We start from the raw sequence: 16,417 nt of genomic DNA on the forward strand, positions 1-16,417 counted from the left end.
CCACGCGATGGTGCGCCCGTGCTGTGTTTGTGTCTGGTAGTTCAGCACATTCGATGCGTGTGCCCGTTCGAGCAACCAATTCACACGCAAACTGTTGACATTCTCCGAAATCGTCCGTTCGCCGGCGATTCGCTCTTTCTCTTCCGGCCGCTATCGTCACACTCCGGAGTAGCTATTTAGGTTCTCGAGTCCGATACTCGGAGGAAGGGAGGGTCTCTCTCCCACGATGAGACTCATGCAACTCGAGCTAGAACTAAACGGCCAACGACGGACGTTCGAGGCGGCGAAATCGGACGTCCTGCTTGACGTACTGCGGCGAAACGGCTACACCGGCCCGAAACGCGGCTGTGACACGGGCGCGTGCGGGATGTGTACGGTCCAAATCGACGGCGAACCGGCGATGTCCTGTGTCACGCCGGCCGCGAAAGTAGCCGGATCGACGGTAGAAACGATCGAGGGACTGGGGTCGCAGGACGATCTCCACCCGCTCCAGCAGGCCTTCGTCGACAACTCGGCGCTCCAATGTGGCTTCTGTATTCCCGGAATGATCATGCGTTCGAAGGCGCTGCTGGAATCGAACCCGGACCCGACCGAGACGGAGGTTCGAGAAGCGCTGGCGGACAACCTCTGCCGATGTACCGGTTACAAGAAGATCGTCGAAGCGGTCCTCGACGCTGCGGACCGAATGGACGGCGAGCCGACCGTGGCGGCAGACGGCGGGGAAAGCCGCTGCGAGGAGTTCCCGTCGTCCTGCTCCCGTGAGGAGGGTCGATCGCAATGAGCAATCTGGAAGAGACGCCGGGACGGAACGAGAGACCCGACGGAAATCGGGCGGAGGAGGAGGCCACGGAAGCGGACGCGTTTCCGGGGGAGAGTGAGGAGGCTGCGGACGACCGGAAATCCCGGGACGAGCGCGAGCATCTGACCGAGGACGTCGAGAAAGACGACGCTCGGAAGATCGTCACCGGGGAAGCCCGTTACACGGCCGACTACCGTGATCGCTTTCCCGAACTCGCCGAAGGGAAAGTGATCCGGAGCGAAATCGCGCACGGATACGTCCGTGACATCGATACGAGCGAGGCCGAAGCGATGGACGGCGTGTACGCTGTGATCACGCCGTGGGACGACGTCGTGCCCGACGAAGCGTATTCGAGTTCGGGCCAGTCCTACCCCGAACCGAGCCCGTGGGATCTGCGCGTACTCAGAGAACACGTGCGATACGTCGGCGATCCCATCGCAGCGATCGCCGCAACGGACACGGAGACGGCCGACCGCGCCGCGCGGACGATCGACGTCGAATACGAAGAACTGGAACCCGTCTTCGACCCCGAAGCGGCGACGGATCCGGACGCCCCACAGTTATTCGATCCCGACGAGGTCGAGAACAAACAGCACGGTGCCGACTACGAGCGGAACCTCGAGTCTCACTTCGAGGGCGAGCGAGGCGACGTCGAGCGGGCGTTCGATCGAACGGACGACGACCGGGTGATCGAGACGGAATGGGAAACACCGTATCAGTCACACTGTGTCCCCGAACCCCACACGACGATCGCCCACACGGACGAGGACGACCGGTACTCGTTCATCACTGCGACGCAAGTTCCGTTCCACACCCGACGACAGATCGCGCATCTGTTCGACGTTCCCATTCGCGACGTCCGCGTCACGAAACCCCGCATCGGGGCCGGCTTCGGTGCGAAACAGGAGATGGCGATAGAACCGATCGCGTTCGCACTCCATCTGGCGGCCGACCGCCCGGTCAAACTGGAGATGACGCGCCGCGAGGAGTTCTACGCGCTCCGGTTTCGCCATCCGATGCAGATGCGCATGCGGACAGCGGTGGACGAGGACGGGACGCTCGATGCGATGGAGCTGTACACGCTGTCGAACTCGGGGGCATACGGCACCCACGGGATGACCGTCGCGAACAACGTCGGAACGAAACCCCTCCCGCTGTATCCGCGGGTTCCGAACGTCCGGTTCGAGGGCGACGTCGTTCACACGAACCTGCCGATGGGTGCGGCGATGCGCGGATACGGCGCCCCACAGGGTCATTTCGCGGTCGAGTCGCACATGGACGAGGTCGCGCGCCGACTGGACTTCGATCCGATCGAGTTCCGCAAACGCAACGCCGTTCGCGAGGGCGATATCGATCGGAACGTCACCATACTGAAAGACGGCGATCGGTTCGACCGGGAGATACGGTCGTGCGGACTCCGCGAGTGCATCGAGCGCGGGAAGGAGGCCATCGGCTACGACGACCTCGAGCAGCCCGCGGAGCCACACCGCCACCGTGGCGTCGGCATGGCGATGATCGCCCAGGGCAGCGGCGTCGCCGGGCGGGAACTCGGCGCGGCCCAGATCAAGATGAACGAGGACGGCTCGTTCCATCTCCAGGTCGGCGGCGTCGACACCGGCACCGGCTCCGATACGATGGTCAGCCAGATAGCCGCGGAGGTTCTGGGTTGTGAGCCCACGGATATCGTCGTTATCTCCTCGGACACCGACCTGACGCCGTTCGACTACGGCGCGTACGCCTCCTCGACGACCTACATCAGCGGTCAAGCCGTAAAGGAAGCCGCCGAGGACGCGCGGGAACGGCTCGTCCACTGGGGGTCGAAGATGCTCGACGAACCCGTCGAGAACCTGACGACGGGCGACGGGCAGGTGTACAGCGAGGTGACCGGCGACGGTGTGTCGCTAGAGGAGATCGGGTACGAGGCGACCTACGGCCACGACGACCGCGAGCACATTCTCGGCAAGGGCAATCACTCGACGGACGAAAGTCCACCTCCGTACGGCGCCCAGTTCGTCGACGTGACCGTGAACGAGGAAACCGGCGAGTACGAGATCAACGAAATGGCGTTTGCCGCCGACTGCGGCGTCGCGATCAACCCCGCGCTCGTGGAGGGACAGATCGAGGGTGGCGAGCACATGAGCCTCGAGTACGCCACCAGCGGTGGACTCGAGTTCGACGACGAGGGGAATCCGGAGGTGCTCGGCTTCCGGCAGTACGGGATGCCACGAACGACCGATCACCCGCCGATGGAGACGATCATCGTCGAAACGCACGAACCGACCGGGCCGTTCGGCGCGAAATCGATCGCCGAACTCCCGACGAACGGGGTCCCGCCGGCGCTCAGCAACGCGATCCGTGACGCCGTAGGCGTCCGCGTGAACTCCCTCCCCATCACGGCCGACGCCGTCAAACAGGCTCTCGACGAACGCGACGGCTAGCCGCCGTCGGTACGAAACGACCGTCCGAACTATTATTATAGATACTCCGCTATGGTAGAACATGGCTTCCATTGGGGTTCTACTGACTGGCGGACCGTTCGACAGCGAGCGCTGGCGAACGGCGTACGAACTCGGGAAGGCGGCGCTGGAGAAGGGTCACGAGGTTTCGTTCTTTCACTACCTCGACGGCGCGCTCGTGCCCGTTGACGGACAGACGTTTCCCGACTGTTCGGACACCGGTCTCTACGACGAGATGCCGACGGAGAAGTTTCAGGAACTCATCGCCGACGGAGCCGAGGTGATCTGTTGTGGCCTCTGCGTCGACGCCCGCGGTATCGAGGCGCCCGACGATTATCCGGACGGCGTCGAGGTCGGACTCCTCCCGGATCTGGCGGACATGATCGGCGACGCGGACCGAGTGATATCGCTATGAAGCGCGATGTCGTCGTGTTACTGACTCGAGCACCGTACGGACGCGTTCACGTCCCGGAAGGACTGCGAGCGGCGCGCGGCGTCGCAGCGGGGTTCGATCAGCACGACGTCACTGTGGTCTTCACGGAAGACGGTACGTACGCCGCTCGAAGCGACGTCGACCGAGACGCGCTGAACATGCCGGGACACGTCGCCGATCTGCGGGAACAGGACGGATCGATGATCGTCGACGCCGCCGCGATGACGGAGCGAGAGATCTCTCCCGACGAGATCGCTGACGACGTGACCGTTCGCGCCGGCGACGAGGTTTCGAGGCGCATTCGGGACGCCGACTGCGTGCTGGACTTCTAACCATGCTATACCTGATAGACGAACCTATGGCCGATATCGGACTTCGAACTGCAGCCGACGACCCGGACGCGCGTGTCGTCCTCATACAGGACGGCGTGTTCCTGTCTCCGGCGCTCGACGCGGAACTTTACGCCGTCGAGAAAGACGCCGCCGTCCGCGGCGTCGATCTCCCCGCGGAAATCGAGGCGATCTCGTACGACGGTTTGATCGATCTGATAGTCGAGAACGAGGTGAAAAACTTCGTATGAGCGTGTTCGAACGAGTCACCGAACTGGTCGATGACGGCGAGCCCGCTGCGATGCTGACGATCGTCGATAAGGACGGGAGCGCACCCCGAGACGTCGGAGATCGGATGCTCGTCACCGCGGACGACAACTACGGCACGATCGGCGGCGGAACGGTCGAACACCTCGCCGTCGAGGACGCGCGAGCAGTGCTGGACGGTGAGGCCGACTCCGGCGTTCGAACGTACGAACTCGAGCCCGGCGGGAACACTGGTATGGTCTGTGGCGGGACGATGGACGTCTTCATCGAACGAATTCGCGGACGGGCACGCCTCTACATCGCCGGTGGAGGCCACATCAGCGTCGAACTCGCGGCGCTAGCGGAGCGGATGGGGTACGACGTCACGGTAGTCGACGACCGCGAGGAATATGCCGACCCGGATACGTTCCCGGACGACACGGACGTCATCCACGGGGAGTACGGAGAGACGCTGTCCGAGCTCCCGATGACCGCCGAAACGTCGATCGCGGTGGCGACGCGCAGCGGGACGTTCGATCAGCGCGCCGTCGCTGCGGCGCTCGACGGAAACGCCGGCTACGTCGGCCTCGTCGCCAGCGACACGAAGTCGGAACACGTCCTCGATTCGCTCGCCGATGAGGGGTATAGCCGGCGAGAACTCGCGCGGGTCAGAGCACCAGTCGGGCTCGATCTCGGCGGGAGCGGCCCGGAAGACGTCGCGCTGGCGATACTCTCGGAGGTGAACATGGATCGGTACGGCGCCGGCGGACAGCGCGCGACGCGACTGAATCTCGACGACCTCGTCGTCGTCCGGGGCGGCGGCGACCTCGGAAGCGGCGTCGTCTACCGACTGTATCAGGCCGGGTATCCGGTCGTGGTGACCGAGGTCGAGCGACCGACCGTCGTTCGACGGGAGGTGGCGTTCGCGGCGGCGATGTACGAAGACGACGTATCGATCGAAGGCGTCGTCGGACGACGAGCGGCCGACGTGGACGAGGCGATCGAGATACTCGAGGACGATGCGGTCCCGGTCCTCGAGGACCCGGAGGCCTCGATCGCGACGACGCTCGACGCGGCCGTGGTCGTCGATGCCATACTGGCGAAAGGTCGGACCGATACGGGCACCCGCCGCGACGACGCGGACGTGGTCGTCGGTCTCGGTCCCGGATTCGAAGCCGGCGAGAACGTCGACGCAGTCGTCGAAACGGACAGAGGACACGAGTTAGGTCGCGTGTTCTACGACGGCCGGGCGAGTCCGTACGACGGCGAACCGGGAGAACGGCGCGGCTACACGCACGAACGGGTCCTCCGTGCGCCGGGCGAGGGGCTGTGGGAGCCCGTGGTCGAAATCGGCGACCTCGTTTCGGCGGGCGAGACCGTGGGTCACATCGGCAGCACCGACGTGGTCGCGGAAATCGACGGCCTCGTTCGCGGTCTCGTCCACGGCGGGCTCGAGGTCAGCGACGGGACGAAACTCGGCGATATCGACCCGCGCGGCGACGACGTCGACCCGACGAAGATTTCGGATAAAGCGCTCTGTCTCGGCGGCGGCGTCCTCGAGGCCGTGCTGAAACTCCGATAACGTCTACCGTTCGTCGCGCCGAATCGGCTCTACCGTCGGATCGCGCAACGAAACGTCGTTCCCGTCGGTGACGCGTCCGATACGACGGTAGAAGACGTCAGCGCCGTCGAGACGGGATTCGAGCGTCGGCGTCTGCGACTCGGGGACCGACAGGAGTAAGCCGCCGCTGGTTTCCGCGCTCTCGCCGTCCTCGAGGCCGTACCCGAACAGCCTCGAGAGTCCGTCGGTTCCCTCGATGATCGGCAGCCTGGTGATCTCGATCCCTACGTCAGCGTTGTCGGCGAGGACCTGCGCTTGCCCGACGAGACCGAATCCGGTTATATCGGTCGCCGCGGTCGCGACCTCTCGACTGGCCGTTGCGGCGGCGCGATTCGGGGTCGTCATCCAGGAGAGCGCTTCGTCGCCGATCTGTCGGACGGACCGGTCCGTGGTCTCCGCGACGACGTCGGCGAACTCGCCGTCCGAAACGCGCAGCCCTCCCATCGCCGACTGCGTTCCGAGGGGCTTCGTGAGGTAGAGGCAATCACCGGCCGTCGCCCCCTGCGACGTCAACAGTGACTCGGGCGGTGCGGTCGCGGAGACGGCACCACCGGCGAAGGGCCACGGGCTGATGATCGTGTGGCCGCCCGCGATCACGCCGTCCATGTCGTCGATCGCATCGGCGATACCGGCCAGAATCATCGGTGCAGTGTCCGTCAGTTCCTGTGGCAGCCCGAGGACGACGAGGCAGTCGAGGTTGTCGACGGCCCCGGTGGCAAAGGCGTCGCTCGCGGCGTTGCACGCCGCGACGCGGCCGAAGTCGTAGGGGTCGTCTATGATCGGCGTGAAGAAATCGACCGTCGAAACGAGCGCCAGATCGTCGGTCAGTCGCCGTGCGGCGGCGTCCTCGCCGACGCCGAACAACAGTTCGTCGCGGGACTCGGTCAGCCCCGCCTCCCGAAGGAGGTCCTCGAGATCGTTCTGGCCCACTTTGCAGGAACAGCCGTGGAGATCGGCGTACTCGGTAAGCCGGGCGGAGGTGTCGTCGGAACGGTCGGTCATCGGCTATGCCTCCGGAAGCTCGGCGTCTTCAGTCACTTCGATGCGCAACTCGAACGTGTTCCCGTCGCCTTCGTCCTCGATCTCCACGACGGTAAACCCGCGTTTGCGACACATACGACAGAGGTTCCGTTCCGCAGGGGGGTAATCGCCTCGTACGAGTAAGCTGTCGCCCGTCTCCAGTTCGGCGAGCTGCTGGCGGACGATCAGCGCCGGCCGCGGGCAGACTTCTCCGCGCACATCCACTCGCGTCATGTGCCGACGTATGCGGGACACTCGCAAAACAGTGTCGGCTCGATCCACCACGCCGCTCGCGACGTGCGTTGCACAAACCTATTTTCGCTCCCGTCGCACACTGACGGTATGCAGCTGTCTACCGCGCTGGGGATCGGCGACCGGGCGCTCGTCGCGTTCGTCGGTGCCGGCGGCAAGAAGACCGCCATGCACCGACTCACGAGGGAGGGCACCGAACGAGGGTACGACGTCGGGTTCACGACGACGACGCAGATGCCGCCACCCGAACTGCCGCTGACGGTAACGAATGCCGAGCTACTGCCGGACGCGCTTCTCGAATCCGAGCCGCCGGTCGCGTTCGCGAGCGAGTGGGTCTCCGATCCCGAACGGGTCGACCGGAAAGTTCGCGGCTTCGATCCCGAGCCACTGACGTCGGTTTTCTCCCGCGGGTTCGTCGATTGGCTCCTCGTCAAAGCCGACGGGGCTCGCTCGCGGGAGTTCAAGGCCCCCGACACCAGCGAGCCGGTCGTTCCCGACGCGGCGACCCACGTCGTCCCCGTGGCCTCGGTGCACGCCGTCGGCGAACCGCTTTCGGAGGCCGTCGTTCACCGTCCCGAACGCGTCGCCGCGATAGCGGGTCTCTCCGTCGGCGACACGATCACGCCCGAAACGATCGGCACTGTGCTCGCCAGCCCCCGTGGGGGGCTCCAAGACGTACCGGACGGTGCAGCCGTCATCCCCATGGTCAACAAGGCCGACACGCCCGATCACAGGGAGACGGCGCGGGCCGTGCTCGAGCACGCGCTCGAGGGAACGACCCGATTTACGCGCGGACTCGTGACGTCGTTCGAACGAGACGTGTGCTTTGCCGTTGAGAGTCCGTGATACCGGCCGTGAACTGTCGATGAACCGTGTCTCCGAGCGTATTCGCTGCTACGGGTGCGTCGACCAGAAATTCGAGACGGAGGCCCTCGAGTGGGCTACCGCGACGTTGGCATCGCCCGTCGTTCGTCGGTACTCGCCTCGGTTCTACGACGCGATCGGCATATCGGTCGGTCGCGGACGATCCCACGGAACCAGTGGATCAGCACAGCGGAGACTGTAACGGCGACAGGAAAAGAACCAGTACGGTCCGTCACGAAAGAGACGTATGGCAGATCAGTCGGACGTGGATCGGATTACGGACGGGTCGGATGGCGGTAGCGCCCGGGATGCTATCGGAGGTGTGATCCTCGCTGCGGGGAAGGGGACCCGGTTCGAGGGCGGCAACAAACTCCTCGCGGACGTCGATGGGACGCCCATCGTGAGACGGGCGGCGGAGACGCTGTGTCGGTCGTCCGTCGACGATATCGTCGCCGTCGTCGGCCACGAGGCAGACAGAGTAACGGCGGCTCTCGCCGATCTCGAGTTCTCGATCCGATACAACGAGAACTACGCGGCGGGACAGAGTGCGACGGTCCGGGTCGGCGTCGACGCTGCACGCGACGCAGGCTGGGACGCCACCGTTTTCATGCTCGGAGATATGCCGTTCGTGCGTCCACAGACCGTCGACACGTTGCGAACGGTGTATGCGCGCGGCGGCGGGAGTATCGTCGCCCCTACGTACGAGGGACAGCGTGGGAATCCCGTCTTGTTCGGTCGCCAGCACTACGACGCTCTGTCGACCGTTTCCGGCGACCGAGGCGGCCGGGACCTCATCGAGAACCACGAAGACACCGCTTTCGTCGACGTTGACGATCCGGGCGTGACGAGGGACATCGATTCCAAGGCGGATCTGGAGCAGCCCACCGAATGATGCCGCCTCGGAACGGAGGAACAAATCGACGTTGCCGGGGCATGATCCTCCGGAGCGGGGTAACGACGATCGGCAGAACCGCTATTGCCTATATGTGTCAGGTGTTGCCACGGACATCTGGCGACGTGTCCGTTTGAGCAACTATATACTTCGGCCCCGATTGTACTGTCGACGGCCGCGGGATCCGGGTAGTTACCGGACTGTCAACCGTGCTGTCAGGAGAAACTATGCGCGAACATTCGAGTCCGGTTGGTGGCGTGTTACGGTCGAGTACAGCGTCGGCAACTGAAATCACCAACGAGGAGCGGCGGACCGTCTACGAGTACGTCGTCGAACACGGTCCAGTTCGTCCTCGTCGCCTGCAGGAGGAACTATACCCCTACGATAGGCGCGCGATCGATCACCATCTGGCGCTCCTCGAGCAAAACGGATTGCTGGTCGAGACTGACGACCGGGTCCGTGTGACCGCCGATCTGAACCGCGTGGCGGAGACGAAAACGGTCGGTCTCTCCGGCTTCGATTCGCCCGTCGAATTTCGACCAGCGACCGAGGCCGATCGCGCGGAACTGGTCAGCGTTATCCGATCGATGGCCGGCGAACAGCCGGCTGTCGAAACGGCACCGACCCTGGCGATGGTGACGGACGGCGGGACGCTCCACCGGCGCGATTCGACGGGCGAGCGCGCGGTCTACGTGGCTACCCTCGAGGACACGATCTGTGGGTGGGTTCACATCGACGCGACGGCCCGGTCGAAAATCGCCCACACGGCGACGGTCACCGGTGGCGTCGTGGAATCACGACGTGAGGCGGGGATTGGAACCAGACTGTTGGCGTACGCTCGGCAGTGTGCCGACCGCTGTGGCTACGAAAAACTGTATCAGCACCTTCCCGCCACGAATCAGCAGGGGATCGATTTTCTCGTCGACCGCGGCTGGACCATCGAAGCGACGCGAGACGATCACTACCTGCTGGATGGGTCCTATGTGGACGACGTAATCCTGTCCGCCGCGGTCGACCGGTGAGCGACAGTGCGTCAGGGCTCACTGACGCTATCGTCTGGAATCGACCGGCGGTCGACATCAGGGCCTTGTTCTCCGCCGTGCTCCGACACCGTCACGTCCACGTACTGGCCGTCCGTGACGTCTACGAGGCCGTTGTTCGTGAGCCGATACGTCGGAATTACCTCGAGGGCGAGGAAGGAGAGTTCCATCAGTCCCGTTTCCACCATCCCGATCTCGGCGGCGTGGGTCTCGACGGTTTCGAACTGCTCGTAGACGGCTTCTATCGGCTCGTTCGACATCAGGCCGGCGACCGGGAGCGCGAGTGAAGCGAATTCGTCGTCGACTGGATCGTACGCGACGACGCCGCCGTCTAACTCCTCGAGTCTGTTCGCGACCGCCGCCATCGAGGCGTGATCGGCACCGGCGACGACGCAGTTGTGCGCGTCGTGAGCGATCGTCGATCCGACAGCCCCGCGGTCGAGTCCTAACCCGTGAACGAAGCCGCGGCCGATCTCTCCGTTCCCACCGTGTCGCTCGATGACAGCGAGTGAGAGCAGGTCTTCGTCCGGATTCGGCAGTAGTGCACCCTCCCGTACGGGGACCTCGGCGATCATGGGTTCGGTCTGGAGGCCGCCGACGGCGTCGATGACGCGAACGCGGACGCTGCGACCGCGGCCGTCGGGAGCCGTGATAGCGAGGTCCGTCGCCGAGACCGAGGGGAACTCGACCGTGTCCGTCGGAATGTTGGTCCCGGAAGGTGTGGACCCGTCCGCCGTCGGATTCAGTTCACCGTCGATGAGTACGTCGTCGACGCGCCAGGAGTCCAAATCCTCGAGTAACACGAGATCCGCCGGTGCACCCGGTTCCACTCTCCCGAACGGAAGGCCGTAACTCTCTGCCGTGTTTATCGTCGCCATCTGTACGGCGTCGACCGGGTCCGCACCTTCCCGGATCGCTTTCCGAACGGCGAAGTCGACACCGCCTTGGTCGACGATGTCTGAGACTTCACGGTCGTCCGTACAGAGCGAGAGCCGGCGGGTATCGACCTCCTCGGTGAGCGGAAGGAGCTCGGCGAGGTTCTTGCTGGAGGACCCCTCGCGCAGGTAGACGCGGAGGCCGACATCGGCTTTCTCGCGAGCCTCGGCGAGCGTGATACTCTCGTGGTCGTTGTCGAGATACCGTGCGGCCTCCTGTAGGTCGTCGCCCGTGACCCGTGGCATGTGACCGTCGACGGTCAGTCCCCGCTCCTGTGCGGCACGAATCTTCGCGTGGACGCCCTCGTCTCCCGCGATCAACCCGGGGATGTCCATTACTTCGCCGAGCGCGACGACGTTCGGTTCCTCGAGCAGGGCCGTCACCTGCTCAGGGGGGAGCGTCGCCCCGCAGTCCTGCAGGTCCGACGCTGGGACGCTAGAGGGGACGGTGAAGCGAGCCTTCAATGGCGTCTGTTCCGCGTCCCGAATGACGGCGCGGACGCCAGCTGCGCCGACCACGTTCGCTATTTCGTGAGGGTCGTGAACGACGCTCGTCACGCCGTTCGGGACCACCGTGTCCGCGTACTGTGGCAGCGTCACCATGCTCGACTCGACGTGCATGTGCGCGTCGATGAGACCGGGCGCGATGTAGTTCGCGTGGAGTTCACGCTCGGCTGGGCGTTCGTCCAGCGCGACGATGGTCCCGTCGTCTATTGCCACGGAACGTTTCTCCAGATTACCGGTGTTCACGTTGACCAACGTCCCCCGGACGAGAGTGTCGACAGGCTGGGTCACGAGAGGGTCGCCTCCTTGCAAGTTTTCTCGGCCACTGCATCGTCGCGGAACCGATGTCGGGACCGGTCGCTGCATGCGAAACTATTGCACTGCATAGTGGTACGTCCAGTTCGATCATAAAATAGGTTGCTATGGTGTAGCGTACCACTCCTAGAATCGCGAGCGAGGCGTGAGGATGTGACCACCTCCTCGCCGTAAACGGCGAGGCTTCCCACAAGCCGAGGCTCGCTGGGTTGGGAACTTACGTTTGCACACCGACGGGGTGCTGGCGGGGCCACGCTGCCGTTACTCCTATCCGGCAGTAGGGTCCCGGTTCTGCCCTGCTGTCTCGGAGTTATCTTGGGTGTTTTATGTCGGTCAGCAGCCAGTACGACCATCGAACACGTAACTCTACAGTGCGGCGATTCACGCCCGTTGAGCAAACCGACGGCTCGCGATGCCCATCAGAACGCGAAGCGTTCTGAGGACGCCGTGAACAGCGGGATTCTCTCCTAATCAAGATAGCTATTCGACACCGTGGAGCACACGGCGTCCCGGCGCTACCCCGCACTCAGATCCCCGTTTCGGAAAGGGAGAGTGTCGAGTTAATCTTCCGAAGGGCCGACTGCGTCAGCCCCCAGGCCCTCGTCGAGATCGCCCGTCGCCGCCTCATCGATGTCGGTGTCCGTCTCGCGCGGAACCAGCGTGTTGAGAAGGATCGCCGAAATGGCGGTCATGATGATCGCGTTCCCGAAGAAAATCTTCGCCTCGTCGGGTAACGCACTGAGCGCGTCCGGCCGGACTTCGACGCCCAGTCCAGCACCGATCGAGGTCGCGATGATGACCATGTTCCGTCGGTTCATGCGTTCGTTCAGGAAGATGAGACGAAGGCCGCTCGCCATCACCATTCCGAACATAACCAACACCGCACCGCCGAGCACCGCACTCGGAATGGTCGTCACGATGGCACTGATCTTCGGAATGAATCCGAGAACTAGCAGCACGGCCCCGCTGATGCCGACGACGTAACGACTCATGACGCCCGTGAAGTTGATGAGACCGACGTTCTGTGAGAACGTGGTCAGTGGGAATGCGCCGAACAGTGCGCCGATCGAACTACCTATGCCGTCGACGAAGAGGCCGCCCGTCACCTCGTCTTCGTCGGGAGTGCGACCCTCGGCGGCCGTGATGCCGGAGATGTCCCCGACAGATTCGATGGCTGCCGTGATGTGAATAGCGGTGAACGTCAGGATGGCGATCGGTTCGAAGGAGAACCCGAACCGACCAGGGACGGGGACGGCGAACCAGTTCGCGTCTGCGACCGGCGAGAAGTCGACGATCCCTATGGCGATCGCAGCGATGTACCCGACAAGGAGGCCGAACAGGATACTCAGTACCCGCAACGGACCATCCGTGAAGAGATTCAGGCCGACAGTGACGGCGATGACGAGTAGCCCCAGACCGAGGTTATGGTACGCACCGTAGTCGGAGGCTCCAACGCCACCTGCGAGGTAATCCATTCCCACTGGAATCAGGTAGAGGCCGATGATCATAACGATAAGGCCCGTTACCAGCGGCGGGAAGAATTTTTTCACCCGCTTGAACTGCCATCCGATCAATACCTCTACCAGCGCCGCGATGATGATCGCCCCAAAGACGGCGTCGAGACCGTATTGGCTCCCGATAGCTATCGCCGCGCCGACGAACGCGAAGCTCGTACCCATAACGACGGGTAAGCGAGAACCCACGGGGCCGATCGGGAACACCTGCACGAGCGTCGCGAGTCCCGAGAACACGAGCACCATCTGTACCAAGAAGGCCGTGTCGGCCGAACCGACCCCGACGCCCCCTCCAACAATGAGTGCTACTGCCGTCGCCGGAACGATCATGGCCGCTACGTGCTGAATCCCGAGGAAGAGTGCCTTGAGCATCGGCGGTTTGTCTTCCAATTCGTACGCCAGTTCGATGGAACCGTCACTCTCTGACATGTGCTGTCGATTCACACAGACATCCCTCCATCATAAATAACTTATCAATTATAAGGTCGCGTATGCATCGTAGTGATCCCATTTCCAAGTCCCATGAGTATCTCCAGAGGTACCGATACGAAGCAGAGGAAGGATCCGAGTCAGTCGCAAAGGAGATGATCGCAGACTCGTGATACAGACGCCCTCTCCAACCGGTGCGAGGACCGGTCTCCGCTATGATGGCGCTCACGCTCAGTTGGAAATCGAACAAAAAGGGTTAGTGAGCATCCCCGAAACCTAGTCGCATGGGTCACGATCACACGTCGATGCTGTCTCGTTCCGAGGCCGTCGCGGAAGTACTCAACGTCCGCGACCGAGTGTTGTCGAACCGTGAGACGGTCGAGTTACGCATCGGAGACGGTGTCGCTGGCCGATCGCTCGCGGAACCTATTACCGCACCCCGCGATATTCCGGCTCACGATCACGCGACGATGGACGGATTCGCCGTCGACGCGACGGAACCGTATCCGCTCACGCTCAGCGACGCGGAAATATTTCCCGAGGACGAACCGCCGTCGCTTGCAGGCGGTGAAGCCGTCCGGATCGCCACAGGTGCGTCGCTCCCAGAGCATGCAAACGCAGTGCTCAAGATCGAGGAAGCAACCGTCGAAGCGGGTGAACTCACGGGGCCTCCCCTCGAGCCGGGAACGTATACGTACGAACGGGGGAGTAACGTGTCGGCCGGTGAAACGCTGTTTCACGCCGGCGAACGGCTATCAGCGAAGGATCTGATCCTGCTTCGTGACCTCGGTATCGATCAGGTTAGCGTGTACGAACACCTCTCAGCGGGGGTACTGGCGACTGGATCAGAGATTCACGAGGGGAAGACGTCCGATCTCGACTCGCCGATGCTGGCCGCGCTCGTCCGTTCGTGGGGTCACAGTGCAACGATCGAGGGGTCGGTTCCGGACGAGTACGAGCGGACGAGAGACCGAATCGCACAGTTAGCCGACGAACACGACGTGGTTATCACGACCGGCGGAACGAGCGTCGGCGAGAAGGACTACGTCATTCGGGCACTCGAATCGCTCGGCCGGGTGCAGTTTCATCGCGTTAGGATTCGTCCCGGCAAACCGATCGCAGCCGCACGACTCCCCGATCACGATGCGGTAGCGTTTGCGATCCCGGGGAAACCAGTCGGCGCGCATACGGTAGCGACGCTCGTTATGCGTCCGTTCTTCGTCGGCGAGTCGGCTCAGCTATCGACGACCGAGGCGACCATCACGAGCGACGTCGGTATCGGAACGCGGGGCTTCGAGTATGCAGTTCCGGTAACGCTGAACGAGGGGCAGGCCACCCCCCTGGGTCACGTTGACTCCCCGCTCGAAGTCTACGACGAGACGTTCGATCCGAGCGTCCTCTCCTCGAGTACGCGTGCGACGCGAGCTGACGGCATCGTTCTCACGGAATCGGATCTGTCGGCGGGGGACTCGGTCCGCGTGCTCTCGTATTCGGTCCTCGAGTAGGCGGGACTGTGTGCGACCGGAGACAGATTGCGGAACCACCGCGGTACTATCGACGACTGAGGGCGAGCAATGCGAGTACACCGCCGACGAGCGACGCCGTTCCGCAGCAGAGCAACAGGACGCGATAGCCGATCACCGGTTCGTCGAACGCGACACTCGCGAAGCCCGTGAACGTGATCGGGCCGACGGTCTGTCCGAGCCAGAGCATACTCGTCAGGACGCCCAGTACTGCCGCCCGGAACTGACTCGAAACGAGACCGACGGCGGACGTATCGAGAGAAGGCATGACGAGCCCGAACCCGAGGCCGAAACAGAGCAACATCGCGCCGATCAGTACCGGCGTGGACGCGGCCCAGACGCCGAGGAAGCTCACACCGAATCCAATGAACCCGAGGGCGATCAGTTCCGGTGCGTCGAGGAATCGAGAGAGACGCCCATACTGCGATGCCGTGGTCGCGTTGGCGAGAGAAACCATGCTGAATAGCAAGCCGATCTGTCCGGCGGCGAGGCCGTAAACGTCGCTCAAGAGTAGCGAGAGTACGGTTAGAACGCCCCCATAGAACAGGAAAAACGTGAGAAAGGCCACAGTCAAGAGGCCGAGTGCTCGGGGGTCGAGGACTGCAGAGAGTACTCGCCAAACGTACGTTCTCGTCGCGGGCGGATCCTCTATCGACGGTTCCTCGAGCGTAAAGAGCGTGATAGTCCCGACTACGAGACTGACGCTAAAGAACGCGAACGGAACGTTCCAGCGGACTGTGGCTAACACACCGCCGACGAGAGGATACGTGGCGGCACCGATGCCGATGGCACTGCCGTTTATGCCCATGACCTTGTTTCGCCGTTCGCCGCCGTAGAGGTCGCCGATGAGCGTTATCGCCAATACCATCAGTCCGCTACCACCGATTCCCTGAACGAATCGAAGAGCCAGGACGCCGCGAAACGAGGGCTCGAGTGCGATACCGCCGCCAGCGAGACCGAAGAGAAGCAACAAGGGAACGATGACCGTCCGCCGTCCCAGTCGGTCGGAAAGCAGGCCGACAAGGGGCGTCAGGAACACGCCGGGGAGTGTGTACGCCGTGATTATGAGCCCGACCTGGGCATCGCTGATTTCGAACACGGCGCGGAGATCCGGCAGAATAGGGCTGATCAACGGCACACCCATCACCCCGATGAGCGAACACGCCAGCACCGTCTGCAAGTCGGTGGACGACCAGGGAACGTCGGCGTGTACTCGGTGGGATGCCATCGGTGTCGTGTTCCAGT

Annotated in this window: 15 protein-coding genes; 10 read left to right on the plus strand and 5 right to left on the minus strand. The window is 63.4% G+C overall.

Annotation, left to right across the window (positions count from 1 at the left end; translation table 11 throughout):
* The first annotated feature begins 235 nt into the window (after window positions 1-235).
* The 6 genes from NDO75_RS20210 (at window position 236) to yqeB (ending at window position 5,845) form a co-directional block, all read left to right on the plus strand.
* Complete coding sequence (locus NDO75_RS20210) at window positions 236-781, plus strand: 2Fe-2S iron-sulfur cluster-binding protein (RefSeq protein WP_310908409.1); 546 nt, start codon at window positions 236-238, stop codon at window positions 779-781.
* Complete coding sequence (locus NDO75_RS20215) at window positions 778-3,237, plus strand: molybdopterin cofactor-binding domain-containing protein (protein ID WP_310908410.1); 2,460 nt, start codon at window positions 778-780, stop codon at window positions 3,235-3,237. The genes NDO75_RS20210 and NDO75_RS20215 overlap by 4 nt, the downstream gene beginning before the upstream one ends.
* Before the next feature lie 61 nt (window positions 3,238-3,298).
* Window positions 3,299-3,670, plus strand: coding sequence for a DsrE family protein (locus NDO75_RS20220; RefSeq protein ID WP_310908411.1), 372 nt, complete (start codon window positions 3,299-3,301; stop codon window positions 3,668-3,670).
* Window positions 3,667-4,020 carry a DsrE family protein gene (locus NDO75_RS20225; protein WP_310908412.1) on the plus strand — a complete coding sequence of 118 codons (354 nt, stop codon included), beginning with the start codon at window positions 3,667-3,669 and terminating at the stop codon, window positions 4,018-4,020. Before NDO75_RS20220 ends, NDO75_RS20225 begins: the two co-directional genes overlap by 4 nt.
* Before the next feature lie 2 nt (window positions 4,021-4,022).
* The gene (locus tag NDO75_RS20230) at window positions 4,023-4,268 is read left to right on the plus strand and encodes a DsrH/TusB family sulfur metabolism protein (RefSeq protein ID WP_345784912.1); all 246 of its coding nucleotides are present in this window, start codon (window positions 4,023-4,025) and stop codon (window positions 4,266-4,268) included.
* Window positions 4,265-5,845: a selenium-dependent molybdenum cofactor biosynthesis protein YqeB gene (gene yqeB, locus NDO75_RS20235; protein WP_310908414.1), complete on the plus strand. Its 1,581-nt coding sequence runs from the start codon at window positions 4,265-4,267 to the stop codon at window positions 5,843-5,845. Before NDO75_RS20230 ends, yqeB begins: the two co-directional genes overlap by 4 nt.
* Window positions 5,846-5,848: 3 nt before the next feature.
* Here the strand turns inward: yqeB and selD are convergent, their stop codons facing one another.
* Complete coding sequence (selD, locus tag NDO75_RS20240; protein ID WP_310908415.1) at window positions 5,849-6,886, minus strand: selenide, water dikinase SelD; 1,038 nt, start codon at window positions 6,884-6,886, stop codon at window positions 5,849-5,851.
* Window positions 6,887-6,889: 3 nt separating this feature from the next.
* Complete coding sequence (locus tag NDO75_RS20245; RefSeq protein WP_310908416.1) at window positions 6,890-7,138, minus strand: sulfurtransferase TusA family protein; 249 nt, start codon at window positions 7,136-7,138, stop codon at window positions 6,890-6,892.
* A 108-nt stretch (window positions 7,139-7,246) separates the two neighbouring features.
* Here NDO75_RS20245 and yqeC point away from each other — a divergent pair, with 108 nt between their 5' ends.
* From yqeC to NDO75_RS20260, 3 genes are all read left to right on the plus strand, one after another.
* Window positions 7,247-8,002 carry a selenium cofactor biosynthesis protein YqeC gene (gene yqeC / locus NDO75_RS20250; protein WP_310908417.1) on the plus strand — a complete coding sequence of 252 codons (756 nt, stop codon included), beginning with the start codon at window positions 7,247-7,249 and terminating at the stop codon, window positions 8,000-8,002.
* A 265-nt stretch (window positions 8,003-8,267) separates the two neighbouring features.
* Window positions 8,268-8,912 carry a nucleotidyltransferase family protein gene (locus NDO75_RS20255; protein WP_310908418.1) on the plus strand — a complete coding sequence of 215 codons (645 nt, stop codon included), beginning with the start codon at window positions 8,268-8,270 and terminating at the stop codon, window positions 8,910-8,912.
* A 227-nt stretch (window positions 8,913-9,139) separates the two neighbouring features.
* A complete protein-coding gene (locus tag NDO75_RS20260) occupies window positions 9,140-9,934 on the plus strand; it encodes a GNAT family N-acetyltransferase (protein ID WP_310908419.1) in 795 nt (264 codons plus the stop codon).
* An 11-nt stretch (window positions 9,935-9,945) separates the two neighbouring features.
* On the opposite strand, the gene ade is transcribed toward NDO75_RS20260, so the two are convergent.
* Both ade and NDO75_RS20270 read right to left on the minus strand, forming a co-directional pair.
* Complete coding sequence (gene ade / locus NDO75_RS20265; RefSeq protein WP_310908420.1) at window positions 9,946-11,682, minus strand: adenine deaminase; 1,737 nt, start codon at window positions 11,680-11,682, stop codon at window positions 9,946-9,948.
* A gap of 584 nt (window positions 11,683-12,266) precedes the next feature.
* On the minus strand, window positions 12,267-13,649 hold the full coding sequence (locus NDO75_RS20270; RefSeq protein ID WP_310908421.1) for a nucleobase:cation symporter-2 family protein: 1,383 nt from the start codon (window positions 13,647-13,649) through the stop codon (window positions 12,267-12,269).
* A 284-nt stretch (window positions 13,650-13,933) separates the two neighbouring features.
* Between NDO75_RS20270 and NDO75_RS20275 the strand changes: the two genes are divergently transcribed.
* Window positions 13,934-15,154, plus strand: a complete 1,221-nt coding sequence (locus tag NDO75_RS20275) for a molybdopterin molybdotransferase MoeA (protein WP_310908422.1) — start codon at window positions 13,934-13,936, stop codon at window positions 15,152-15,154.
* Window positions 15,155-15,200: 46 nt separating this feature from the next.
* On the opposite strand, the gene NDO75_RS20280 is transcribed toward NDO75_RS20275, so the two are convergent.
* Entirely contained in the window at window positions 15,201-16,400 is a 1,200-nt protein-coding gene (locus NDO75_RS20280) for an MFS transporter (RefSeq protein ID WP_310908423.1), read from the minus strand.
* Window positions 16,401-16,417: the final 17 nt, after the last annotated feature.

The sequence above is a fragment of the Natrinema sp. 1APR25-10V2 genome (assembly GCF_031626495.1).
Lineage (GTDB): Archaea > Halobacteriota > Halobacteria > Halobacteriales > Natrialbaceae > Natrinema.